At 41.7% G+C, this 24,299-nt stretch carries 18 protein-coding genes; 5 read left to right on the plus strand and 13 right to left on the minus strand.

Annotated elements, in window-relative coordinates; all coding sequences use genetic code 11:
• Nucleotide 1 precedes the first annotated feature (1 nt).
• The 4 genes from dcd to apbC form a co-directional block, all read right to left on the minus strand.
• Nucleotides 2–589 carry a dCTP deaminase gene (gene dcd / locus NO991_RS07600; protein WP_138615771.1) on the minus strand — a complete coding sequence of 196 codons (588 nt, stop codon included), beginning with the start codon at nt 587–589 and terminating at the stop codon, nt 2–4.
• Nucleotides 590–817: 228 nt separating this feature from the next.
• Nucleotides 818–3,769 (minus strand): TonB-dependent receptor, encoded by a 2,952-nt coding sequence (locus NO991_RS07605; RefSeq protein WP_371351906.1) that lies wholly within the window; start codon nt 3,767–3,769, stop codon nt 818–820.
• Between the two features lie 78 nt (nt 3,770–3,847).
• Nucleotides 3,848–6,499: a glycoside hydrolase family 16 protein gene (locus tag NO991_RS07610; RefSeq protein WP_371351907.1), complete on the minus strand. Its 2,652-nt coding sequence runs from the start codon at nt 6,497–6,499 to the stop codon at nt 3,848–3,850.
• Nucleotides 6,500–6,818: 319 nt separating this feature from the next.
• Nucleotides 6,819–7,898, minus strand: a complete 1,080-nt coding sequence (apbC, locus tag NO991_RS07615) for an iron-sulfur cluster carrier protein ApbC (protein WP_235377983.1) — start codon at nt 7,896–7,898, stop codon at nt 6,819–6,821.
• A gap of 178 nt (nt 7,899–8,076) precedes the next feature.
• Here apbC and metG point away from each other — a divergent pair, with 178 nt between their 5' ends.
• Complete coding sequence (metG, locus tag NO991_RS07620; RefSeq protein WP_300361682.1) at nt 8,077–10,101, plus strand: methionine--tRNA ligase; 2,025 nt, start codon at nt 8,077–8,079, stop codon at nt 10,099–10,101.
• 93 nt (nt 10,102–10,194) lie between these two features.
• On the opposite strand, the gene NO991_RS07625 is transcribed toward metG, so the two are convergent.
• Entirely contained in the window at nt 10,195–11,010 is an 816-nt protein-coding gene (locus tag NO991_RS07625; RefSeq protein ID WP_300361680.1) for a hypothetical protein, read from the minus strand.
• A gap of 82 nt (nt 11,011–11,092) precedes the next feature.
• Complete coding sequence (gene lepB / locus NO991_RS07630) at nt 11,093–11,752, minus strand: signal peptidase I (RefSeq protein ID WP_166340699.1); 660 nt, start codon at nt 11,750–11,752, stop codon at nt 11,093–11,095.
• A gap of 186 nt (nt 11,753–11,938) precedes the next feature.
• Between lepB and NO991_RS07635 the strand changes: the two genes are divergently transcribed.
• On the plus strand, nt 11,939–12,397 hold the full coding sequence (locus NO991_RS07635; protein WP_054552939.1) for a hypothetical protein: 459 nt from the start codon (nt 11,939–11,941) through the stop codon (nt 12,395–12,397).
• Nucleotides 12,398–12,604: a helix-turn-helix transcriptional regulator gene (locus tag NO991_RS07640; protein ID WP_054552938.1), complete on the plus strand. Its 207-nt coding sequence runs from the start codon at nt 12,398–12,400 to the stop codon at nt 12,602–12,604. It begins immediately after the preceding gene.
• A 56-nt stretch (nt 12,605–12,660) separates the two neighbouring features.
• On the opposite strand, the gene NO991_RS07645 is transcribed toward NO991_RS07640, so the two are convergent.
• Genes NO991_RS07645 through aceK form a run of 4 tightly spaced genes read right to left on the minus strand, consistent with a single transcriptional unit; the run spans nt 12,661 to nt 16,217 of the window.
• The gene (locus NO991_RS07645; RefSeq protein ID WP_054561248.1) at nt 12,661–12,921 is read right to left on the minus strand and encodes a DUF2999 family protein; all 261 of its coding nucleotides are present in this window, start codon (nt 12,919–12,921) and stop codon (nt 12,661–12,663) included.
• 53 nt (nt 12,922–12,974) lie between these two features.
• Nucleotides 12,975–13,937: a zinc-binding dehydrogenase gene (locus NO991_RS07650; RefSeq protein WP_300580505.1), complete on the minus strand. Its 963-nt coding sequence runs from the start codon at nt 13,935–13,937 to the stop codon at nt 12,975–12,977.
• 8 nt (nt 13,938–13,945) lie between these two features.
• Complete coding sequence (locus tag NO991_RS07655) at nt 13,946–14,338, minus strand: hypothetical protein (RefSeq protein ID WP_166340696.1); 393 nt, start codon at nt 14,336–14,338, stop codon at nt 13,946–13,948.
• Between the two features lie 49 nt (nt 14,339–14,387).
• A complete protein-coding gene (aceK, locus tag NO991_RS07660) occupies nt 14,388–16,217 on the minus strand; it encodes a bifunctional isocitrate dehydrogenase kinase/phosphatase (RefSeq protein WP_300361667.1) in 1,830 nt (609 codons plus the stop codon).
• A gap of 105 nt (nt 16,218–16,322) precedes the next feature.
• Here aceK and NO991_RS07665 point away from each other — a divergent pair, with 105 nt between their 5' ends.
• Both NO991_RS07665 and NO991_RS07670 read left to right on the plus strand, forming a co-directional pair.
• Complete coding sequence (locus tag NO991_RS07665) at nt 16,323–17,270, plus strand: LysR family transcriptional regulator (RefSeq protein ID WP_055021137.1); 948 nt, start codon at nt 16,323–16,325, stop codon at nt 17,268–17,270.
• Between the two features lie 112 nt (nt 17,271–17,382).
• Nucleotides 17,383–17,826: a hypothetical protein gene (locus tag NO991_RS07670; RefSeq protein WP_138602318.1), complete on the plus strand. Its 444-nt coding sequence runs from the start codon at nt 17,383–17,385 to the stop codon at nt 17,824–17,826.
• Here the strand turns inward: NO991_RS07670 and icd are convergent.
• The 3 genes from icd to NO991_RS07685 all read right to left on the minus strand — a co-directional run bounded on the left by icd (nt 17,823) and on the right by NO991_RS07685 (nt 24,173).
• Nucleotides 17,823–19,097 carry an NADP-dependent isocitrate dehydrogenase gene (icd, locus tag NO991_RS07675; protein ID WP_371351924.1) on the minus strand — a complete coding sequence of 425 codons (1,275 nt, stop codon included), beginning with the start codon at nt 19,095–19,097 and terminating at the stop codon, nt 17,823–17,825. The genes NO991_RS07670 and icd overlap by 4 nt on opposite strands.
• Before the next feature lie 92 nt (nt 19,098–19,189).
• Nucleotides 19,190–21,871 (minus strand): 7TM diverse intracellular signaling domain-containing protein, encoded by a 2,682-nt coding sequence (locus NO991_RS07680; protein WP_054552930.1) that lies wholly within the window; start codon nt 21,869–21,871, stop codon nt 19,190–19,192.
• A 37-nt stretch (nt 21,872–21,908) separates the two neighbouring features.
• Complete coding sequence (locus NO991_RS07685; RefSeq protein WP_371351908.1) at nt 21,909–24,173, minus strand: TonB-dependent receptor; 2,265 nt, start codon at nt 24,171–24,173, stop codon at nt 21,909–21,911.
• Between the last annotated feature and the right edge of the window lie 126 nt (nt 24,174–24,299).

Consider the following 24,299-nt stretch of genomic DNA (forward strand, 5'->3'; position numbering starts at 1 on the left):
ATTATTTATTATCGTCACTAATGCGGCTTGCTACTGCCGTATTTTGATCTTTATATTTAGCATCTTTACGCGTGTTATAAGGGTTCTGTGCTGGGCTTGTCATGGTTTCAAAACTCATGGCACCAATTTTCATCATTGGACGAAGCGCAAGTGGCAGCTTGCCTGAGTTATAAAACTCTAAAACGATATTACCCGACCAACCTGGATCAATACGATGCGCTGTTACATGTACCATCAAACCAAGGCGTGCTAACGACGAGCGACCATCTAACCAACCAACAATATCTGCTGGTAAAGTAACTTTTTCATGAGTAATAGCCAATGCTAATTCACCTGGATGAAGGAAAAAAGCTTCTTCTTCATCAAGCACAATTTCATCACTCATGATTGATTCCATTGCCTTATTAAGCTGATCTTTAGGGCCACTTAAATCAACATACGCAGCAGTATGATCTTGGAAAACACGAAACTTATTGCCCAAACGCAGGTCAACCGTGACACCCGAGATCATTTCATTACTTGGTGCTGGCTCTATAACAATGCGGCCTTCGTCAATATATTGCTGAATATGGGTATCTGATAATCTCATTTATTATTCTACCTAAACAACTTAAACATTTGATTTAAAGTTGGAAAAAACGATAACTTTAACAAAAAACACAAACCTTTTGCGTCTACGAAAAGCTAATTATAGTGGACTTAGTGAGGCATATATTACACAAATCAACTGTGCGTTGCTTCAATAATTATTAATTAATTAAAATAGATAATAAAAAGCCGCTCAACGAGCGGCTTTTGTTCCTTTTGAGATCACATATTAAAAGCTATAACGGGCACCGATTGTGTAACGTGGTCCATATTGACGAGCAAATAAGAACTGCTCTTCGTAACGGCCATAGCCACGCTCAGTTTCGTTGTTAAGGTTTATACCTTCAAAGAAAACAGTCATGTTTTCGTTAATGTCGTAGTTAACACTCAAGTCCCACTGACCATATGTATCGCCAAATTGTGGCGGCGCATCAGATGAGCCTTGTGCTTGACCAACACCAATTAAGTAAGAGTCACGCCATGCGTAAGTCACTTTCACAGATAAACCATCTTTATCGTAAAAAGCTTGGAAGTTAGCTGAGTCACTTAAGCCAGATAAAGGAGCTTGTTGAGTCAAACTTGCTACATCAAATTCAACATCACCATCAACAAACGTAGCATTAACCCCTAAACCAAAGCCGCTTTCACCAAATAAGTGTTGAACAGCTAGTTCAAAGCCATCAACTGATTTACTATCCGTGTTTTGTGGTTGAGAAATATTCCATACCATCAGTGGATCAGAACTCGTTGGTTCAATAGCACCATCCGCATTACCATAACCTAATGCCAGCATTTCATTGAACACAGCGTCACTTGTAGCTTGCTCACCACGAGCTTCTACAGATGCCACAGCTTCAAGGTAACGAGGACCATTTAAGATATCGTATAAACCATCAATGGTTGTTTCAGTGATTTGCGTTTGAATAAAGTTATCTACGTCTTTTTTGAAGTAACCAACCGAAGCATAGCTACCTTCGCCGTAGTAGTACTCAAGTGATAAATCGAGGTTAGTTGATTCAAATGGCAACAGATCAGTATTACCTTGGCTACCTGTACGCGAACCTGGTTTCGGGCTACCCGTTAAGCTACGGCCACCAGCCAAATTACCCAGCGGCGCACGTGCCATGGTTTTACCCCATGAAACACGACCAACAAGCTCGTCTGTAATTTCAACTTTTACGTCGATATTTGGTAACCAGATATCATAATTACCTTCTTCTTGATAAAAGTTATCTGTACCGCCAGTTTCGTACTGCATGATCCACTCAGATGCACTCACCCAGTTAACTTGGCTTTCAACACGTTGACGAACCGTACTGGTCACATCTGTTTCTTCATAACGAAGACCTGCGTTAATCTGTACGAAGTAATCAGATAATTCAAACTCCCATAAGCTGTTCACATAGAAGCTTTGTGTCTTCTCTTCTACGTAGCTTTCACTGTCGATACCATCAAAGAATGGGTCTATTGAGTACTGATTATCGCCCAATAAATCTTCGTTTAAAAAGTCAAGTTGACGCGCTAACGCTTCTTCAAAGCTATAGGTGTAATAGTAATTTGGTTCAAGGGCACTACCACCACCAGAGAATTGATCTAGCATGTCGCCTGTATCATTATAAGTGAACATGCCATCAGGGAAGATTTCGGTGAATGATGGGTTAAAACCAGGGCCGCCACGTAAGCCACTCCATGCAGTAAAACCGCCCATAGTTTGCTTAGTATTGGCAGCACCGAATTTCACTTTAACAAGTGGAATTTCAAAGCTTTCATTAAACCAGGTTGCATGAAGCTGAGCTTGCTCAACATTAGACTCACCAGGCGAATAAATAAACTGACTGAAGTTTGAATCAATCTCACTTGGATCAAGCACTGTTGAGCCATTGTTCCAATTAACGTAGGCATGCGGAACTTCACCAGTGCGATAATCATATACTTTGCTCTGTAACTGATCTGAGCCAAGAATGATTTGACCATCAGAACCTAAGCCATCATCTGCGCCGTTATCTGTTTCGTTTTTCGAATCATGATAATCGAACTCAACTTCCCACTGGTCGTTAATTTGCCACTCTAGGTTTAAACCAATTGAACGTGCTTTAACTTCAGTAGTGCCACGGCTTGCTGTAAATGAACCATCATTACCACTGATATCGGCATAAATCGCTGTACCATTTTCATCAAGCTCATAGCTGTTAATGTTACTGCCAAACTCATTCCAAATACCCCAACCCACGGTATTCACACCGGTGATTGCACGACTCGCCGTGTAATCAACCGTTGCAGTGAAGCTTTCAATTGGCGAGTACTGTAAAGTTACTTGGCCATTAGTGCGCTCACGTTCAACATCAGCAATGCTGTAGTTCATGTCTTTCGGAAAGAAATGATTACCGACACGGTTGCCTTCGCTATCGACTGCACGTGGGTCAATGTAGTCAGCTTCATCAAGGGTCGGTAAATCAACATTGGCTTGCCAACCTTGAATATTGGCGTTTTGCTGTTGAAAATCACGTTCTTGATGTGAGAATGATGCCGCAAAACCAAATGTATCATCAACATAAGTATTGCTGTACATTGCAGAAAACTCTGGGGTTACATCATCACCGGCCTCATTAGATGAATCGTGAATAGCCTTAATAGACGAGCTAAATTTCTCGCCAGGGCTATTTAATGGGCGCGTAGTAATAATATTTACCGTAGCACCTAGACCACCACTTGGTACATCTGCTTGCCCTGATTTCGCTACTTCAAGTGCACTGACACCGTCAGCGGCAATATTCTCAAGGGCGTAAGAACGGGTGTAACCCGTACCTGGCATTTGACGGCCATTCAGCATTACGAGGTTAAACTCAGGACCAAAACCACGTACCGTAATTTCGCTACCTTCGCCGTTAGAACGACTCACTGATACACCGGTAATACGTTGTAATGATTCAGCTAAGTTAGTATCTGGGAATTTACCCATCTCTTCTGCTGAAATCGCATCTACAACACCTGTTGCATCACGTTTCATATCCATGGCGCGGATCATACTGCCACGAATACCTTTAATTTCGATAACTTCAATATCGTTATCAGCTTTCTCTTGTTCATCTTGTGCATAAGCAGACATAGTGCCCAGCCCTGCAGTTAAGATCATCGCAACTGACGCTGCAAGAGGTGTTTTAATAAATTTTGTGCTTTTCATGATTTACCTGCTTTTGCAATATGTTGTCATGGATACTGGGTGCCATATTCAGCACCCATCACTTGTTGCCAATGTTAATTACGGGTTTGCAATTACTGCATTATCAATACGGTAAACCGCACCTTCACCCATCCCCCATGACGGGAACACCATGACAACGTCGATTGCACTAATATCAAGACCTGCACTGAGTAAGTCAGCAAGTGTAAACGTATAGGTTTGCCACTCACCCACAACTGGCTCGACACCTTCTTGGCTTGCACTTAACGCAAGCTCCACAGCTTGACCTGCATCGTTTGATTCAATTTTGAATAACCACTGAGCATCTTGGTTGCTGGCGTTTGAAACGATCTTCATTTCAAAACGAACCACACCTTCAGATAATAAATGAGATGCATCAAAGCTCACGCCATCATCAGCTAAGAACCCCATTACCGTAGCGGTAGAACCAATTTGAAATTCTGCCACTGAGCCATGGGTTTCGTCATCCGTTTCGACTGTTGGTGTACTCCCTGCACAACAATCCCAAATGCTCCACAGATCTGCCACGTTTTCGGCAAATAGCGCTAGCTCTGATGCTGTAGATTCTTGCTCTGGTGCATAGATCCGAGCATTGTCAACACGGTAAACAGCACCGTCACCTTGACCCCATGCAGGGAAAATCATGATGACATCAATCGCACTTACATCTAAACCTGCGTTTAATAAAGTACTGATCGGGAATGTATAGGTTTGCCATTCACCCGCTACAGGGTCAGCGCCTTCTGTGCTTGTGTTTAGGTTAACTTCAACCGCTGTTGCACCTTCATTTGACTCAACTTTTAACAGCCAAGGCGCATCTGGCGTTGATGATAAAGAGGTGATCTTCATCTCAAATTGCAACATGCCATCATCAACCAGTGCTGATGCATCAAACTGCGTACCACTACCACCTGATGAAGTACGGTTAATAAAGCCCATTACGGTAGGTGTTGCACCAATCGAGAATTCAGCAGTCACACCATGTTCTTCGTCGTCGACTACTTCAACAGGTGTTGAACCACCACAACAATCCCACAGCGGCCAATCAAGATTCGTTTCATCGGTGAATAAGGTTAATGAAGGCAATGTTGTTGTGCCGCCATTGGTAATTTCAACATTATCAACACGGTATACTGCACCTTCACCTTGACCCCACGCTGGGAAAATCATGATCACATCAATCAGCGATACATTTAAACCCGCATCAGCTAATGTTTGCAGTGGGAAGGTATAAGTTTGCCACTTACCAGCTACAGGGCTAACACCTTCAGTGCTAGCACTCAGGTTTAGCTCAACGGCTGTCGCACCTTCATCACTTTCAATTTTGAAAAGCCAAGGTGCATCTGGAGTAGAAAGTAATGAAGTCACTTGCATATCAAAACGCACATAACCGTCTTCTAGCATAGCGCTTGCGTCATAAGGAGTGGCTTCACCGTTTTCATCGGTAATAAAAGCATCACGGCTAATAAAACCATTTACCGTAGGCTCTGCACCCACACTAAATTCAACTACATTACCACGGTCGGCATCTTCAACTAACCCAGGCGTTGTGCCACCACAACAGTCCCATGCCGGCCAGTTAGGGTTAAAGCTGCTATCAAAAATAGTCAGCGGCGTAACAGTGCCATCACTTGGTGGTGTTGGAGCCGGAGCTTTGCCTTGCACAAGTGCATCTTCTAAGTTGTCGTAACCCGGGCGCACGGTTTCACAACCTTTACCTGTGTCAGGGTCTTGCGCACACTCATAAACACGAACATAGTCCACTTCAAAAGTTTGACCATTTTCGAATGCAGTTGCATCAATACCGGTTGCATTAACGTTTTCAGGCCAATCACCACCTACCGCAAAGTTTAAGATTAAATAAAACTCTTGATCGTAAGGAGATGCATCCCAAAAAGTCGTTAACTCTCCGGTTATTTGATCAAAGTACTCTGTGTACCAACCCTTATGTTTAAGAGCTAAAGCTTCACCATTTGCATTGTAAAGTAACTCTGATTGGCGCTGTGTTGCATATAAATAGTCATCTACGTACCAACGAATTTCACCTTCTTGCCATTCAATAGCATAAGTATGAAAATCATCAGCAGGATTAGAATCTTGCGAAAAGGTATACGCTTTACCACTGCTATCATTATTTGGCCACTCTTGGCCGTAATGTAACGTGCCGTAGATATTTGACTCTACACCGTCATCGGTTGGTACTTTTAAATTAACCGACTCAACAATGTCGATTTCTCCTGAACGAGGCCATCCACCATAAACTTCATCGGTAGGCATCATCCAAAACGCAGGCCAAGAACCTTGCCCACTAGGCAGCTTTGCTCGTACTTCAAAGCGACCATATTTAAAATCAGCTTTGTAACGAGTATTAATACGCGCAGAGGTATAAGGCTTATCAGCACCGTCTTCTGCAGGCAATGCAACGATATTAAGAATACCGTCTGCAATAAAGGCGTTTTCTTCACTGTCGGTATAACATTGTTTTTCGTTATTACCGCCACCCACACAGTTTATTTCGAAACTCCATTTTTTGTCATCGATAGCATCGCCATCAAAATTATCTTCCCAAACCATCACCCAGTCTGAAACAGGCTCAGTTGGGTTGACAGTATCAATTTTCGTATCTGTGGCAGAGCCGCCGCAGCCAGCTAATGTCGCTACTGAAAGCGCCATTGTAAGTTGTGTTAAGTGTGTTTTGAATCTGTTCATTGCATTGAACCCTAACATTATGTGTTTGTTAGTACTCAACTGATTTATATGAATATTATTCTAACCAGTCAATTGTAAGCGCTTACATTTAAAGACAAATAAAAAGCCCCGTAAATGTAAGCGCTTTCATTAGACTATGACAAGGTTATTAAAACGTCAATAAAATATTAACATTTGTGGCGATTTTGTTTTTAGACATATTTGACGAAAATGTAGGCTATATACGGCTAAAAGAGGGGTTTAAGAGCAAAGTTAATGATAAAGAACCACCCAAGATTTTGTTAATAAGAAAAATCGATTAACAAAATCTTTGCAACAATCAATCTTCAGTAATGACTATTTCAACTGCGCTTGTGTGCGCCTGTTGATAATACAAGCTACTGGCAAGCACACGGGCAGCGGTTTTGTAGGTTTCGCTTATTTGAGCCGCGTTGTCTTTGGCAATTAAATCGCCCTGCTCCGAGCTTTCACGAATTTCAATGGCCAGTGGAATATTTGCCAGCACAGGCACACCATGACGATGTGCTAATTTTACGGCACCATCTTTACCAAATACATGATTAGGCTCACCACAATGACCACATAAGAAGTAGCTCATGTTTTCAATTAAGCCAAGCACAGGCACGTTCACTTTATTGAACATGGCAATGCCCTTTTGTGCATCGGCTAGGGCTAAATCTTGAGGCGTGGTGATGATCACCGCACCACTGGCTGGCACTTTTTGGCTCATGGTTAATTGAATATCACCCGTGCCTGGAGGCATATCAACGATGAGATAATCAAGCTCTCCCCAAGCGGTCTCGTTCATTAATTGATTAAGTGCACCTGATGCCATTGGTCCGCGCCAAACGGTTGCATCATCGCTTGGTACTAAAAAGCCAATCGATTGCGCTTTGAGGTTATGCGCCTCAAAAGGAAGTAAGTTTTTATTATCGGCTGTTTTCGGCTCAGCCCCTTGTAGGCCCAGAAGCAGTGGAATAGACGGGCCATAAATGTCGGCATCGAGAATACCCACTTTGGCACCTTCTTGCTCTAAAGCTGAGGCAAGATTCACCGCTGTAGTTGACTTTCCAACGCCCCCCTTTCCTGAAGCAACGAGCACAATATGTTTGATTTGCTTAAAACTATATGTGCTTGGTAATTTCACTTTAGCGCTAATTGACACAGGCACTGATAGTTTATCGGCGACAAATTTTTCAATGTCGTTGATTTCGCCCAAGCCTGCAAAAGGGAGGTTTAATTTGACTTGCCAGCTTTTATCGCTGTTTTGTTTAAGCTCTTCGAGCCAATCTTGCTCAATACCAATGGCAAATGCGCTACTACGATAAGCGGCTAAGGCAGCAATGATAGGTGCTTTTTCAGCCGATTTACTTGAGAATAGTTTTGACAGTCCAAACATAGCAATAAATTAGCGTTTCTTTGATGAAAAGTGCTGCGGAATTATGTAACATTCAAGGCATTAAAACCAGACAATTAGATAATATCATTGCTTTAGGTTGCATATGAGCAACTCACAATGAATTAAATAATGATATTCGAGCATATTTGCATCGAACTAATCTCAATTCGGAATGATTATGGCACAGCGAAAGATCCTGATTACTAGCGCATTACCTTATGCCAATGGCCCGACTCACTTAGGTCATTTACTAGAATATATCCAAACTGATATTTGGGCGCGTTTCCAAAAACAACAAGGTCATGAAACCTATTACGTTTGCGCGGATGATGCTCACGGCACACCAATTATGCTGAATGCGCAAAAGCAAGGGATCACGCCAGAAGAGATGGTTAAAAACGTGAGTGTTGAACGTCAACGTGACTTTGCTGATTTCAACATTGAGTTTGATAATTATCACAGCACGCACAGTGAAGAAAACCGTCATTTCAGCGAGTTAATCTACAACCGTTTAAATGAAGCAGGTCACATTAAAAAGCATACTATTTCTCAACTTTTCGACCCAGAGAAAGGTATCTTCTTACCAGATCGTTTTGTAACAGGTACTTGCCCAACGTGTAAGTCAGAAGATCAAAACGGTGACAGCTGTGATTCTTGTGGTGCAACTTACAGCCCAACTGAGCTTATTAACCCACGCTCTGTAATGTCGGGTGCTGAGCCAATTTTAAAAGATTCTGAGCATTACTTCTTCGACCTACCTGCTTTTGAAGACATGCTTAAAGAGTGGTTACACTCAGGCACGATTCAACAAGAAATGGCGAACAAGCTTGATGAATGGTTTGCAGATGGCCTACAGCAGTGGGATATCAGCCGTGACGCACCTTACTTTGGTTTTGAAATCCCAGGTGCACCGGGTAAATATTTCTACGTGTGGCTCGATGCACCAATCGGCTACATGGCAAGCTTTAAAAACCTGTGTGATAAAAAAGGGATTGATTTTGATGCATTCTGGCGCGAAGACTCAGATGCAGAGCTTTACCACTTCATTGGTAAAGATATCATCTATTTCCACAGCTTATTCTGGCCTGCAATGTTAGATGGCGCAAAATTCAGAAAGCCAACAAATGTATTTGCCCATGGTTTTGTAACTGTGAATGGCGCGAAGATGTCTAAATCAAAAGGCACTTTTGTTAAGGCGCGCACTTACCTTGATAACCTAGATCCTGAGTATCTTCGTTATTACTACGCAGCAAAACTAAACAACGGCATTACTGACCTTGATTTAAACCTTGAAGACTTTGCACTACGTGTAAACTCAGACTTAGTAGGTAAAGTGGTTAATATTGCAAGTCGTTGTGCAAGCTTCATCACCAAGAAGTTTGACGGCAAGCTTAGCGACACCGTAATGGACGAAGCGCTATTAGGTGAGTTCCAAGCGGCTTCTGCAAGCATTGCAAATCACTACGAAAACCGTGATTACAGCCGTGCAATTCGTGAAATCATGGCCCTTGCTGATAAAGCAAACCAATTCATCGACGCTAAAGCGCCATGGGTGTTAATTAAAGACGAAACAAAACAACAAGAAGCACACGATGTATGCTCACTTGGTTTAAATATGTTCCGTGTACTTATCACCTACTTAAAACCTGTTCTACCTGGTATGGCTGCAAACGTTGAAGCCTTCTTAAACGACGGTTTAACATGGCAAGGCGCGCAAACAGCGCTGGTTGGTCACGCAATTAATAAGTTCAAACCGTTAATGCAACGTGTTGAAATGGATAAAGTAAACAAAATGATTGAAGAGTCAAAAGAAAGTCTAGTTGCTGAAAAAGATAAAGTTGATCCAAACAGCCCACTAGCAAAAGAACCTATCAGCCCAGAAATCGAATTTGATGATTTTGCTAAAGTTGATTTACGCGTAGCAAAAATTGCTAAAGCAGAACACGTTGAAGGCGCAGATAAGTTATTAAAGCTAACTTTAGATTTAGGTGGCGAAACGCGCCAAGTATTCGCAGGTATTAAATCGGCGTATGCACCAGAAGACATCGAAGGCAAGCTAACGGTAATGGTAGCAAACCTTAAGCCTCGTAAGATGCGTTTTGGTATGTCTGAAGGCATGGTATTAGCAGCAGGCCCTGGCGGAAAAGAAATTTATATTCTTAACCCTGATGAAGGCTCAGAGCCTGGCATGCGTGTAATGTAATTACACAATTGCTAGTTAATATAAAGAACCGTTGTGTTTCAGACACAACGGTTTTTTTGTATTTAATGAATGCTTTAGATTAATGTTGTTAGCTTAAGAGCTGGGGCATGCAGGATATTCAGCAAGCACTTGTGTAATTATTTGCCCAAACTGCTGGTGTTGCTGTTCGGTAATCGCAAAAGCAGCATTGTAAGCTAGGGTATCTGCAAGCTCACCTGTTATAACTTCATAAAAAGTCATCGCGGTCAGTAAGTGCCCTGCGTTTGATGCATGATTACCATCTGCGCTGTAAAAATTAAGCTCAGGTAATGCGGCGATTGCTTTGTCCCAAACTAAGCCGATTGGTGCAACACAGCTTGCCTCTTTTTCGCTAATCGACAAATGCAATTGATAAACAAGCTCCCCTTCTTTGCTATCACCTCTTTGCGGATGCTCAGGAAACAAAATAGGTGTAATTTCCAGCTCTTTTGCACTGGCAATTAATCGCTCAGCCTCACTTGTAGAATAATTAACAGAGCCAGACTGAGAATACTTTTGACCTTGAAAAATAGCATGGCTCCAATTGGCTTGCTGTAGCTTTTCAACATTGCCCGATGTGTTCACTATTTCATCTAAAAAACGACCACTGACGGTAAGCGTTGAAACTTGAGCGTTGGTTAACTCACTGGAAATAAGCTGTTCAAGCAAATCCCCTAATCTAGCACTATGGCTATTGCCATAAATAATAATTTTATAGTCAGCACTACCACTGTTATCGACAAGCTCAACACCTGTATCCGGTGTTGAGCTGTTAGTGTCATCAACTTTTGTAGATTCGTTTTTTGAGCTCGAACCACATGCAACCAGACTGATCGAAAAGACGAGTAACAAAAAAGATCGAATTAATCTCGCAAACTTATCATTTATCATACTTTACCTTTTGGCTTATTATTTTTATGTCGTTAATATTGAAACATAAAATTATAAATTGCCAATTTTGTACGATTTTTATCTAGGGTGCTATGTACAAATCATGCAAGAGTCGCTCTTTTCGAGGTAAGTAATAATCATCATAATCAAGTGACACTATGACTCTTTTAGCTTTGCCTAATAACTCACTGCGAGGCACTAGCCCAATCACTCGCGAGTCTGCACTGTGGTCTCGGTTATCGCCCATCGCTAGATACATATCATTTGGAATAACGACAGGTGCAAAATGCTGCATCACCGAAGGCGTTTTTGATACCTGAATAGCATGCTGAACACCGGCAAGGTTTTCAATCAGTGTTTGCTGCTGTTGCTTGTCATCAGCCAATAAATAATCAAGTGCTTTACCGTTAATGATCAATTTATTATCGACTAAAGTCACTGTATCGCCCGGCACGCCAATAACACGCTTTATCAAACGGTTATTTGCAGCCTTAGAATCAAATACAATAATATCGCCGGCTTTTGGCTCATCAGTACGCATTAGCGAAATATGACTAAATGGTACACGCAGATCATAAGCCATTTTATCCGTTAAAATACGGTCCCCTTCAACGATGGTCGGATTCATAGAACCTGTTGGCACTTCATACCAATCAGCCACTGCACTTCTAAACACACTCATCAAGCAGATAAATAAAATCAATGAGCGGTTATTTTTCCATACCTTTAAAAGCCAGTTCATATTCGTTCCTTATTTATTGTTTGTGTCATTAGGAGTCTGAGCGGTACAAATTAGTTCTTAACTAAATGTAACGAAATGCGTCAATGATAAAAATACCATACATGATGTTAAAAATATTTGACACAGCAAGCAATAAGTAGTTTACTTAACACCAAGTCAAATATTTTTTACATAGGGTGGAAGAAAATGAGCTACAAAGAAATGACAATTTGGGGCACCTTGGTGGTAACCATAGGCCTGTTAAGCTATTACCTGTTAGGTATTAATTCACTACAAGCCGCGGGTGCTCTAAGCCAAGAGACCATGGTGTCTTATTTGTATAGGGTTGCCGTAGTTGCGGTGATCCTAGAGATAATTATGCAATCTGTACTTGCTGGTATTAAACACAAAGAAGCAGACTTAGGGGATGATGAGCGTGATAAGCTCATTGACCTAAAAAGCACCAAGCTTGGTCACTGGTTTTGCTCTGCAACTATCTTAATATGTGTATTTTTAGCGACGCAAATTGAGCGCGTATCTGGACGCATGCTGTTACCTGAGGTCTCTGATCTATATAATATTATGCACTTTCTTATTATTGGTTTTTTAGTCAGTGAAATTATTACTATTGCCAGCAAAGCGTATTTATATCGAAGAGACAGCTAGATGACAAAACAGCTCAGTAATACTATTCGGGAACTTCGATTTCATCACAATGAAATGACTCAGCAAGCATTGGCAGAGGCTGTTGGAGTTTCAAGGCAAACCATAGTAGCGATTGAAAAAGGTAAATACTCACCGTCGCTCGAGGTGGCTTTTAAGATTGCTCAACTGTTTGATAAAAAACTAGACGACGTGTTTTCGTATCAGTAATTAACAAAAAAGGTTAGCCGAAGAGCTAACCTTTTTTATATTCGTATCATTTAATTTTATGACTGCTGATTTTTGAACTGCGCTTTGGCCTGCTCAACTTCATCATCACTGATACCTACTGATTCAGCTGCTTCTTTAATAAGGTGTGGCTGTGTCATCACTAATGCCATCAACTGTTGAAGCTTTTCTGGTGGAATACCTAACTGTTGAACCAGACCCATTGCCATCATTGGGTTTTCCATAAACGCTTGAAACAGCTCACGCACTTTCTCGTCACTTACATTGTGCTCTTTGAGCATTGCAATAATAGGGTTCATATTAACCTTTACTTTTAACTACTAATAAAACCAATAATATGGGCAAATTGATGTTATTCAACTAACATCACCACTTTTCCCGAGTTTTCGTTGTTATCTAAAATACGGTGAGCCTCATTCGCTTCTTGCCAATTTAAGGTTTTATAGATATTGCAATCGAACAACCCGTTGGCCAAGTCATCATAAAAACGCGAAATAAACTGCTCTTTTAAATCACGTTTAAATTCAATTGAACGGTTACGCAAAGTTGATGCATGAAAGGAAATTCGTTTGCTAAGCAGCCTTGCAAAGTCAACCTCAGCAAAGCGCGCATCTAAAAAGGCTAACATCACAATTTGGCAATCCATTGCTGCAACGGCAGCATTTTTATTTAAATAGCGTCCTGAGACAGGATCAACAATGGTATTGGCCTGTAAATTATTGGCTTTGAAGTACTCTACAAAATCAGTGGTTTTATAATTAATGGTGTGGTCTGCGCCAAGCTGTTTGGCATGCTCACACTTTTCATCACTACCTGCGGTGATCACTACTTGAGCACCCGCGCGTTTTGCCATTTGAATTGCCGCCCCACCGACACCACTAGCTCCCGCATGGATCAGTGCCGTTTGCCCCGCTTTGAGCAGACCAAATTGAAATAAGGCAGAAAAAGCCGTTAAATAAACTTCGCTGATTGCAGCGCCTTGGGCCATTGTCATTTCATCTGGTAACGGCATTACTTGCGCAGCATCAACGGCAACATACTCGCTGTAAGCACCGCCCGCACACAAGGCAAAAACGCGTTTATTAAGCCAGTCACCGGATACTGCACTACCTTGCTCAACAATGGTACCGGCGCATTCTAACCCTAGAATTTCGCTGTCACCTTTTGGGGCCGGGTATTTACCTTGTCGCTGTAAACAATCTGCGCGATTAACGCCGATTGCTGCAACAGCAATAAGAACTTCGTTATCTTTTAGGGTTGGTTTATCTGTATGCGCAAAATGTAACTGTGAGTCATCGTGCTTAATATAACGCATATCACCTTCTATTTAATTCGTTGCCAGATCTCAGCTTCGACTAACTTACCATTTTCATACAAGGTGTGGTGCCACAAGTCACCTTCTATTTTGTAATCAAATGCCATGGTCTTACCAAGTAGTGAAGGTACATTACCATAGGAGAAAGTTTCGATAAATTGCTGGTCTTGCAAAACATATTTGCCGCCACCAGCATAATGAAAGTTGCCTTGCTTTTGGGTGATATAGCTAAAATGACTGGGTGTAATTAGTTTAACTGAGGTTATTTCTGGCGCTTTTGCCGTCACATAGCCGTCATTGGTTGCATATTTGCCTTCAACAAATTGCCAGCTACCTAATAACGGATTGGCGCTTACCATAGACGAAATAAATAAACTCGATATTAACAGTGTGTTTTTCATAGTGCGTTCCTTAGCTTTTTAAACAGCATACGCTAACACTATGTTCCTATTAAACAGTTATAGATTGAGATTTTTTCATTTGAGCTCTCATCGAAGAAAAGCGCCAAGACTGCTTATAAGGATAAACATCAAGCAATTGCCCATCGTTTATAGCTGTTTGTAATTGCTGCCACATTGTGGCGGTGAAAATATCTTGATGTGCAGCATTGAAGTGATCAAACGCTCGCTTATTGGCGCTAAAAAATACTTTAAACTGGCTCGGAAATACGTCATTTTCTGCGATATCAAAGTAACTTTCGCTACTGAGTTCATCTAATGAATCCTCGGTTTTGGGCAGCTCTCGAAATTGGCACTCTGTCATCGGGCAAATTTCATCGTAGTCGTAGAACACCACTCTTCCCCAACGAGTTACACCAAAGTTTTTCATCAGCATATCACCGGGAAATATATTAGCGCCCGCAAGCTCTTTTATTGCTTTACCGTAATCAACCATTACTTGCTGCAGTTTTCGCTCATCACAGTCGTTGATATACAAATTAAGCGGCGTCATTTTGCGCTCTACATACACATGACGCAAAATAAGTGCATTACCCGAAATCACAAGGCTGTCACCAATTTGCTGTTGCATTGTTTGTATGAGCTCTTCACTAAATCGGCTCAAATCAAACGCTAAATAACGAAATTCATGGGTATCGACTAGCCGGCCTACTCGGTCGGCTTGTTTCACAAAGTCGTACTTGGCCATTACTTGTTGTTTGGTGGCCGTTTTTGGCGCACTAAATTTATCCTTTATTACCTTGTAGACATAATCTGAGCCTGGGGTGGTAAATACCAGCATCACCATGCCCGGCGTCCCCGGCGCAAGTGTGTATTTATCGTCAACGGGGCTATTACGGGTGGTATCAACTTTGTAACGATAAAACTCGGTTTTCGCGTGTTTGATAAAGCCTATGGCATTAAACAACTCAAAACGTTGCTTATGGGGCATTAAAACACTGAGGTAATCTACGTAACGGGCGGGTTGGTCAGTGTCGACCATAAAATAAGTACGCGCAAAGCCAAACAACAAGCTGAGTTGATCAGCTCCCATCATCACGGCATCAATGTGCAACCCTTTTTCACTGTTTAATAGCGCAATCGCAAATGGCATGTTATCGCCGTTTTTAGCAATACAGCGGCCTATGATGTAGCAGGCTTTATTTCTAAAAAACAATGAATTAGCGTATTCAATATAGCCATCGTTGAGAGCTAGCAGCTCATAAACTTGTGGGCATTGTTGTTTCGCTCCAGCAATCAAGGTGCGCTGTAACATGGCTACATCATCAGCAAAGTTAGCGTATTGTGAGCGAAACACATGGCATTTAATCAAGCTGCTGATGGCACTTTCAAAGCCATTTTGCAGGGAAATGCGGCTAACCAGTGAATCAAAGGGTCTTGGCCCCAGTTGATAGCGTGCTTTTAGTACAAACAAGTGCACATTGCGGATTTTTCGTGAGTCCCAAATTGCACCGAAGGTTGAGTTAAAAAACGTATGAGCAATAGGCTGGTTTTCATGGCTTTGCACCATTTCTGCGTATATTTGTTTGGCTAATAACCAAAGCGCTGGGTCGTCTACTTCGCTATAAGCAATAATTTTTACCGCTTGGCTTACCTTTTTTACTTGCCCTTCGTAAACTTGCAATCGCGATTTCATAGCCCCTTGAACTTGATGCCACTGGCGCTGTTCAAAACGACTTTGTGCACCGAGAGTTATATTTAAAAACTCTGCAAACATAGCCTCAAAGCCAGCATACACCGCACGGGCAAGCTTAGTCGCTACGACCTGATTTAACTGTTCGCTGTGTGATTTAACAGCCAAATGTGAACTTTGCTGTGGCATTATTTTTATCGCTTATGCTGATTATTTTAGTCGCCTTGTTTACACACAATAGCAAGCGCGCTTTAATTTAGGTAATTAATAAAGATAATAAATAAGATTGATCAAATGAATATTAGGCACGTCGACCTCAACCTATTAGTGTATTTAAATGTACTCATTGATGAACAAAGTGTGTCTAAAGCCGCCAATAAACTAGCTTTGACTCAACCTGCAATGAGTAATGCCCTTAAACGTTTGCGTGATTTATTTGATGATCCATTATTAGTGAGAGCCGCTGGCACAATGACGCCAACGGCAAAAGCGCTCAGTCTTAAACCTGAAATAGAATCACTGTTAAAAATGGCTGAGGAAATTACTCAGCCTAGTGAGGTATTCGACCCGAGCACCGCAAATATAACGTTTCGGATCATGGCAAACGACTACCTTGAATCAACGCTTATTGCGCCGTTTATCACCCAGCAGCTAGCAAAAAACCCGGGGCTTAATTTTGATATTTTGAGCCCAAGCGATGTTAACCTTCAAGATATGGAAAAAGGCACCATCGACCTTGCCATTAATCGCTTTAACGGCCTGCCCCGCTCATTCCACCAAGCCAGTGTATGGCGAGACAATTACTGCTGCTTAACACACCCAGACAATCCTTACTTACAACAGCAAAACCTCGAAGGCTACCTTGCACAAGAGCACATTTGGGTGAATCGGGCTGGTTGGGGCGTTGAAGCGGCCGTAACGAATAAATCCGGCAGTCAAAAACTCGGCTGGGTCGATGAGGCATTATGGCAATTAGAACAAACCCGCAATATTCGCGTATTCACCCGCCATTACATGGTGGCGAGCCTACTTTGCCAATCACCTCAACTTATTGCCACATTGCCCCGCCGCCAAGCCATGTTACTTGCAAAACACACTGATTTGGTAATAAGTCCAGTGCCATTTCAAATAGTTCCTATTGAAGTAAAAATGTTATGGAGCCCTTTGCTACATCACGCAAACCCGCATCAGTGGCTGCGTAGAGAGCTACTCGCCTTTGCCAGTACTGTGGCTGATCGCTAAAAACAAGCATAATATTGATAAAATCAATATCAGTTATTGAAAACAACAATTTCATTAATAATGAGTGAAGGGCTAGAGTGAAGTTAAGCACATAAACAAAGAGAAAATGATTATGGAAACTTCAGCGCAATTCACTCAACAGGACGGCCTTTACATCAATGGTCAATTACACTCATTCATCGAGCAGCAGCTTTGTAAAAAAAGCGATTTAGCTTGCGAAGAAATTTACCAAACACTGGCAACCATGGTTGATGAGTTTGGTTGCCAATGTCGTAAAACCAAACATCAAGATGATGATGTTTTACAAGCAGACACACTGTTAAAAGCATATAGCACAGTACGTACTCACCCGCATTGCCATGTTGATGCACAAACAACAACTGCGGTGCTCGATGAATACTGCTGCCAAGTACCAGCTATTTTAGTGGTTGCGTTAATGGATACATTAACAGGCATGACAAGCAATGAGCCAGGTGCAGAGCACATTTATCAACGTGCAGCACAGTTAACAGGTAAACCATGTGTCTACGCAGTTAAAAGCGCCAATGCCGCTTAATATGGTTCATTATTTGAGTTACTTATTCGCGCGATGATGCTTGTTGCAAAATCACTGCAACTAAGCATCGTCGCATCGGCTACTAAGTTAGCCAAATCAAACGTCATTTCATTTGCGCTAAGCGTCTCTTCTAGGGCTTTTTCTATTTTATTCGCCGCTTCGTGCCAGCCCATAAAACATAGCATCATGACCGCACTTAAAATACTGCTTGTTGGATTTGCACTGTCTTCCCCGGCGATGCGATTAAATGTGCCATGAGTTGGTTCAAAAAAGGCCACTTCATTATTTAAGTTTGCCGCAGGCATAATACCTACCCCACCGACTTGTGCGGTTAGCATATCAGCTAAGTAATCGCCGTTTTGATTGGTTGTTACCACCACATCAAATTGCTCTGGGGTGAGCAGCGCTTGTTGTAGCATGTTATCAGCAATCACTTCTTTAATGATTAAATCATCTTGATTGTCTCGTTTGATCACTAACCAACGACCATTTTCATGCGCTTCAGCGTTAAACTCTTGCTCTGCTAAGGCAAATGCCCAACGTTTAAAGGCGCCATCGGTAAATTTAAGTACATTACCTTTGTGTACCACAGTCAGTGATTCACTGTGCTCTTTAAAGGCAAAATTGAGGGCGTAACGCATTAGTCGCTCTGCTGCCTCTTTCGAGCTATTTTTAATGCCAATGCCGCATTGGTTATCAAAGCGAAGTCGGGTGACACCCATTTCTTGGCATAAGAAATCAAGCATACGTTCGTTGTCAATACTGCCAGCCTGCCACTCAATGCCCGAGTAAACGTCTTCTGAGCTGTCGCGTATTACTGTGATTTGGGTTTTTTCAGGCTCTTTTAATGGCGATGGTAAATGCGGATAACTGCGAATAGGCCGCATGTTAACGAATAAATCCATCTCATGACGAAGAGCCACATTTAATGAGCGAAAGCCTCCGCCAAGGGGGGTTGTTAACGGCCCTTTTATGGCAATTTTATACTGTCTAACGGCATGCAGGGTTTCTTGCGGGAACCAGTCGCCGTCGTATAATGCTGCCGCTTTTTCGCCATTGAACACTTCCATCCAATGTATTTGTTTATCACCTTGATAAGCATGACTCACCGCAGCATCGACAATATCTCGCATCACCGGGCTAATATCTTGACCCACACCATCGCCTTCAATATAAGCAATAACCGGGTTATCAGGAATATGCCATTGGCCCTTACTATCAATCGTAATTTGCGCGCCGTTCGAGGGGACTGAAATATGTTGATACTGCATCATGCCTTCTCAGCAAAGAGTTTTAACAATATTAATATCAAGAAATAGCTAATTTGTCTGTGCTTACAAATAAATAGCCGCTATTCAAACAATCAATGAGTTACCTTGGTAAATTCATTTTCCATCGCATTAAATAATGAGCCAATTAACTGGGTATCCAAGGTTACAGTATCCTCTTTTAAGGCCGTATCGACAGCCACTGCTTTTACATACAGCATTTCACACTCAAACATATTAGCTGCACCTTTGAGCATATGCACATTTTTGCTGAACCCTTCTAAATCCATTTTTTTATATTGTTCTAGCATTTCTTTGTACTGTGTCTCTAACCCTTTTATATAATCATTTTTTAATGCCTGAAACTCTTTTTCAGGCAACTTTATATCTGCTAACTCATCGCATTCTAAATAACTGGCAATTTTATGACTAAAGGCATTTCTATCGATTGGTTTTGCAATCAAATCATTAAAGCCCTGCTTCATATAACGCGTCACTTCATGCTTCATAGTATTCGCTGTTAGCGCAATGATAGGCACGCTTACTCCGGTTGCTTGCATCATTTTTAAAGCTTCTTGGCCGTCCATAATCGGCATTTGAATATCGAGCAAAATAAGGTCAAAGCTGTCTTCGAGGGTTGCTTGTACTGCGTCTTTACCATTTTCAACGGTGGTCACTGTCAGCCCCATACGCTCTAATATTCGCGCAATTAAACGTCGGTTGTCTGGGTGGTCTTCGGCAAGTAATACCCTGCCCTTTAGGTTCTCTGGCGCATCAAGCTTACTAAACGGTGAGGTTTCAACAAGTTTAACTTCGCTCATATCATTGAGCCAACGAGTGTTGTCTGTGGTGTACACCGACATAGTGAAAATAAACTCACTGCCAGAGCCGACATTACTTTTAACGCTGATATCCCCATCCAATTTCTGCGCAAGGCTCTTTGAAATATTAAGACCAAGCCCAGTACCACCATATTGCCGAGAAATACTCGAATCCGCTTGATAAAAAGCACTAAATAACAACTGCTGCTCTTTTTCAGTCATACCAATGCCAGTATCTTTTACACTAATTGACAACTTATCGTTGTGACAGCTCACAGTTAAGGTTATACGCCCCACTTGCGTGAACTTAAGGGCATTGGTTGTTAAGTTTAATAAGATTTGCCTTAATCGACTAGGATCGGTAATCAAGTAGTCTGGTAATGGGAACTGATAATCGACACTGAACTTTAAGCCCTTATCGCGAATTTGCTTGCCAATGAGCGACTCTATATTGGCAATCGTGGCAAACAAGTCCGTTTCGACTAAATCAATTTCGAGCTTGTTAGCTTCAATCTTCGACATATCGAGGATATCGTTAATTAATCCAAGAACATGACGACTATTTTGCAAAATAACCCCAATTCCATGGTTGCGCTCATGGGGCTTAATGTCGCCGAGCATAATGCCATCTGCATAACCAATGATTGACGTCATTGGGGTGCGAATTTCATGACTGATATTCGCTAAGAAACGGCTTTTAGCCTCATTTGCATCGCGAAGCTCTGAGGCGAGTTCTTCAAGCTCCAACGTTCTTAAATGGACTTTTTCTTCTAGATTTTTGTTGAGCTCTACGTTGTCATCGTGAAGCAGTCTAAACTTATCGGCCACAGCAAACGCAAGCAACATAGCGTCCATAGCGGTGCCTATCAAACCCAATAAATATAAATTAATGGAGGTTGCTGGTAGCAAGCCTAAATTCGTTAAATTACCCACCATATTCGGTAGCATCATGGCTATGTAAGCAAGCACAAAATATCGCGCTGGCTTAAAGCCAATAAGCATACAGCGAATACCTATGTATAAGCCTAAACATAAAGCAACGCCCGTCACTAACGTTGACCAATAAAAACCAAAGCTTGGCCATAAAATACAAAACGGTATACCCAAGGTCGCGATCACACCCACCATCAATGATAATTGCGCCAGTTTTGGAAATGTCTCTTTGAGTTTAAGCAAGTTGTTGTAAAACAGAATATTGGTTAATGGCGTGAGCGCAAAGCCAAGCCAATGAAGGTGAGGATTATAGTAACCAAATAGCTGATCCGAAATATGGAAAAAGTGGCTCCAAGCAAACACCCAAGATGCAGTAAATAATGCATAGTAAAGATGTGTCACATCACGGGAAACCAAATAAATTAATAAGTTATATAAGCCAAGCGCAATACCCACCCCAAAGCAGAGCATCATGACCATATTTTCAACGGTTATATTCTGAAAATAATCTTGGTATGGCGTTAATACTAGCTTTGCAGGGGTATAAAAGTAGTCACTTTCAAAATAGGTAATTAGCGTATAGCGCTTGCCTTTCTCAAGAGACAAACGATTACCATAGTGGAATGCAAACTGATTTGGCTCTTTACCACCCGTTACAAAGTGCTGTATGGGGGCTGTTGGATCAGTGATATCGTAAATGCGGCTTTCTATTTTTGAAACCAAGGTGTTATACGGATAGAGCACTAAATCTTCGATATCACTTTGATTTTCAATTTCAACAATTAACCAATAACTACCACCAACCGAGCTTATTCGAGATTGTGGCTTTTTGCTGGCTCGCCAAGTATCAATTTCAGCCACCGATTGCGGGAACATATTATCGTTCGCCGTAAACACATCACCGACATCATGAAGATTTTGATCAGCCACAGCATCGGTGTAGACAAACGTCTCTTGTGCATTAGCCGAAACACTTAATAACAACAAAAACAGCAGAGTACTAAAATACAGCTTAAACCGCATTCACAAAACCCCTGTACCAGTGTGGAGATGGCAACGACTAGAATTGCAGTGAAACATCAAAGCCATAGCGACGCCCTTCCCCTTTAAAGTCTTCAAGCATGCCTAGGAACGAGCTTAAATCGAACTTTAACTGACTGTATTCAGTATCAAATAAATTTTTGCCCCATAAAGTAAATGACCAATTTTCAACATCGTATTTTAGATGCGCATTAACAATGCTAAAACCGTCTTGGCGGGCATATGGGTTCATGTTCTGGTCAAAATAAAACTCAGACTGATAATCGTAAATAATGTTGGCCGATAACGGATACGACGCCAAGCTGGTGTCGTATTTTAACCCCGCTGATACATTCCATTTAGAAGTAAATGGTAGTTGGTTATCGGTAATACTATTACCAAGTGGATCAACGTATTCTTCAAATTCAGCATGAGGGATATAGCCTACTGAAAGTAGCATGGCTAATTGTTTAGTTGCTTGGTAATTAATTTCAGTTTCAAGGCCGTAAATAGTTGAATCAGCCACATTTTCAAGTAATTGCACTGGGGGCATTTGCGGTGTTTCTGACGCTTGGTTCATAAACACTTGTTGGTCGTTATAATCATAATAAAACGCCGCCCAATTCATTCTAAGTTGCTTCCCAGGCCAGAACGACTTTAAGCCAATTTCATGGGCATTTAAGCGCTCTTTGCCATAGTTTGCCAAGATTGCTTGTTCTTCGGATGACAAAAAGCCGCCATTGTAGCCACCACTTTTACTACCATTAGCAAAACGATAATAAAGATTGCTTGTATCTGAATAGCGATAATTAACGGCAAATTGCCCGGTAAAACCGTTATCCGATTGCTCATCGGTAACGCGATAAAATGGTACCACTACCCCATCTAAGTCGTTTACATCAACCACCGCATTTAAGGTGGCGATTGGGTCATACTCAAGTGACTCATAGTCATATCTAAGACCGGCTGTAATCATCCATTTATCTGCGACAGGCACTTCAATTTGGCTAAATACAGCCAAATTTTGCATCTTGATTTCGTTATCGTAGATAAAGGTCGCGGTTAAATTTGTCGGTAAAACACCCCGGAAATCACGCAAAATATCATTTAAATTATCTTGCTCAATTGTCTCATCGGCAAAATAAATACCACTGGTGAGTGTGTAATCAGCAAGTTCGTTTAATAACCTGAATTCTTGGCTGAATAGTTGGGTATCTAACCCTAATACCCCTTCGCACAAACGAGCTGGGGAGCCATCGCAGTTAAAAGCGTGGCTTCTTTCTAAATCGTTAAAGCTCGACAGTGAAGTAAATGTACTTTGCTCGTTTAAATGCCAATTCAGTTCAGCAATAAAACCGTAGCCATCGGATTTATGAGGTGAATCGTTATTGACGCTCACCGCAAAGAATTCATCACTGCCATCATTAAAACCAAAGTTATCAAAACAGCGTGTTGAGCCCGCATCTGCTGGTGAACACAGCTCACCCGTTAAAGGGTTTGCGACAATACCAATACTACCAACTGGCTGGGCAATACCATCCCAATCTTCAATATGCGCTTGCAGGTAAAGATCAACCTCATCCCACTCAGACAAAAAAGACACACGGGCATTTTTTTGCTCCATGCCTGCTGTTGGCGAGTCTGCATAAGTGTTTTTTGTTGAGTATTCGTAGTCTTGATAGTTAACCGCAATTCGTAATGCACTGGAACCTGATAGTTGCTGGTTCCACATACCATCAACGCTGGTGGCATTATTGTTGGCAACGCCTAATGTCAACGAGCCATAGCTATCAAACTCAGGGCGATTTGAGCGTATAAGTATTGCACCACCGGTAGAATTACGACCAAACAAGGTACCCTGCGGGCCGCGTAAAATATCGAGCTGTTCAATATCGTACAAGTTAACAATTTGATTATTAGCAGACCCCACCGCAACGCCATCAAGATACATAGCAACAGGTGAGGTATTCGCCGTATTGTAATCAAGTAACCCCACCCCACGGATACTCACAGCGGGAGGCGTCCCTTCTGCGGCGTTTTGGGTGATTTTAACATTTGGCGCAAACAAGCCAATTTCAGTTGAATCTTTAAAATGCTGAGCTTTTAAAATTTCGCCATCCACTTGGCTTACCGCTACACTCACATCTTCAATTGCTTGCGGACGCTTTTGTGCATAAACGCTAATAACTTCCATGTCTTTTTCAGTCTCAGCTCCTTGTGCAAAAGCGCTTGCCATTACACATGCTGCCAAGCAGGTGCTCGACATCATCATAAATTTAGGATCATTCAGAAAGGGTCGCTTCATTGGCTTTTAGACCTTAAAAGAGGGAAACTTGTTAAATTGTTGTAATTTAGTGGTAAGTATAGACCAAACAATAGATTAAAGTCGCATATAAATCATGAAAATTCATGACTTATACGCATACTTATT

The sequence above is a fragment of the Pseudoalteromonas sp. DY56-GL22 genome (assembly GCF_041414715.1).
In the GTDB taxonomy this organism is placed as follows: domain Bacteria; phylum Pseudomonadota; class Gammaproteobacteria; order Enterobacterales; family Alteromonadaceae; genus Pseudoalteromonas; species Pseudoalteromonas simplex.

Coding starts and splice junctions, on each gene's coding strand:
- NO991_RS07605 (WP_371351906.1), bottom strand. CDS start 3,769: ATGAAAAGCACAAAATTTATTAAAACACCTCTTGCAGCGTCAGTTGCG.
- NO991_RS07640 (WP_054552938.1), top strand. CDS start 12,398: ATGACAAAACAGCTCAGTAATACTATTCGGGAACTTCGATTTCATCAC.
- NO991_RS07645 (WP_054561248.1), bottom strand. CDS start 12,921: ATGAACCCTATTATTGCAATGCTCAAAGAGCACAATGTAAGTGACGAG.
- NO991_RS07665 (WP_055021137.1), top strand. CDS start 16,323: ATGAATATTAGGCACGTCGACCTCAACCTATTAGTGTATTTAAATGTA.
- aceK (WP_300361667.1), bottom strand. CDS start 16,217: ATGCCACAGCAAAGTTCACATTTGGCTGTTAAATCACACAGCGAACAG.
- icd (WP_371351924.1), bottom strand. CDS start 19,097: ATGCAGTATCAACATATTTCAGTCCCCTCGAACGGCGCGCAAATTACG.
- metG (WP_300361682.1), top strand. CDS start 8,077: ATGGCACAGCGAAAGATCCTGATTACTAGCGCATTACCTTATGCCAAT.
- dcd (WP_138615771.1), bottom strand. CDS start 589: ATGAGATTATCAGATACCCATATTCAGCAATATATTGACGAAGGCCGC.
- apbC (WP_235377983.1), bottom strand. CDS start 7,898: ATGTTTGGACTGTCAAAACTATTCTCAAGTAAATCGGCTGAAAAAGCA.
- NO991_RS07625 (WP_300361680.1), bottom strand. CDS start 11,010: ATGATAAATGATAAGTTTGCGAGATTAATTCGATCTTTTTTGTTACTC.
- NO991_RS07655 (WP_166340696.1), bottom strand. CDS start 14,338: ATGAAAAACACACTGTTAATATCGAGTTTATTTATTTCGTCTATGGTA.
- NO991_RS07680 (WP_054552930.1), bottom strand. CDS start 21,871: ATGCGGTTTAAGCTGTATTTTAGTACTCTGCTGTTTTTGTTGTTATTA.
- NO991_RS07670 (WP_138602318.1), top strand. CDS start 17,383: ATGGAAACTTCAGCGCAATTCACTCAACAGGACGGCCTTTACATCAAT.
- NO991_RS07610 (WP_371351907.1), bottom strand. CDS start 6,499: ATGAACAGATTCAAAACACACTTAACACAACTTACAATGGCGCTTTCA.
- lepB (WP_166340699.1), bottom strand. CDS start 11,752: ATGAACTGGCTTTTAAAGGTATGGAAAAATAACCGCTCATTGATTTTA.
- NO991_RS07650 (WP_300580505.1), bottom strand. CDS start 13,937: ATGCGTTATATTAAGCACGATGACTCACAGTTACATTTTGCGCATACA.
- NO991_RS07635 (WP_054552939.1), top strand. CDS start 11,939: ATGAGCTACAAAGAAATGACAATTTGGGGCACCTTGGTGGTAACCATA.
- NO991_RS07685 (WP_371351908.1), bottom strand. CDS start 24,173: ATGAAGCGACCCTTTCTGAATGATCCTAAATTTATGATGATGTCGAGC.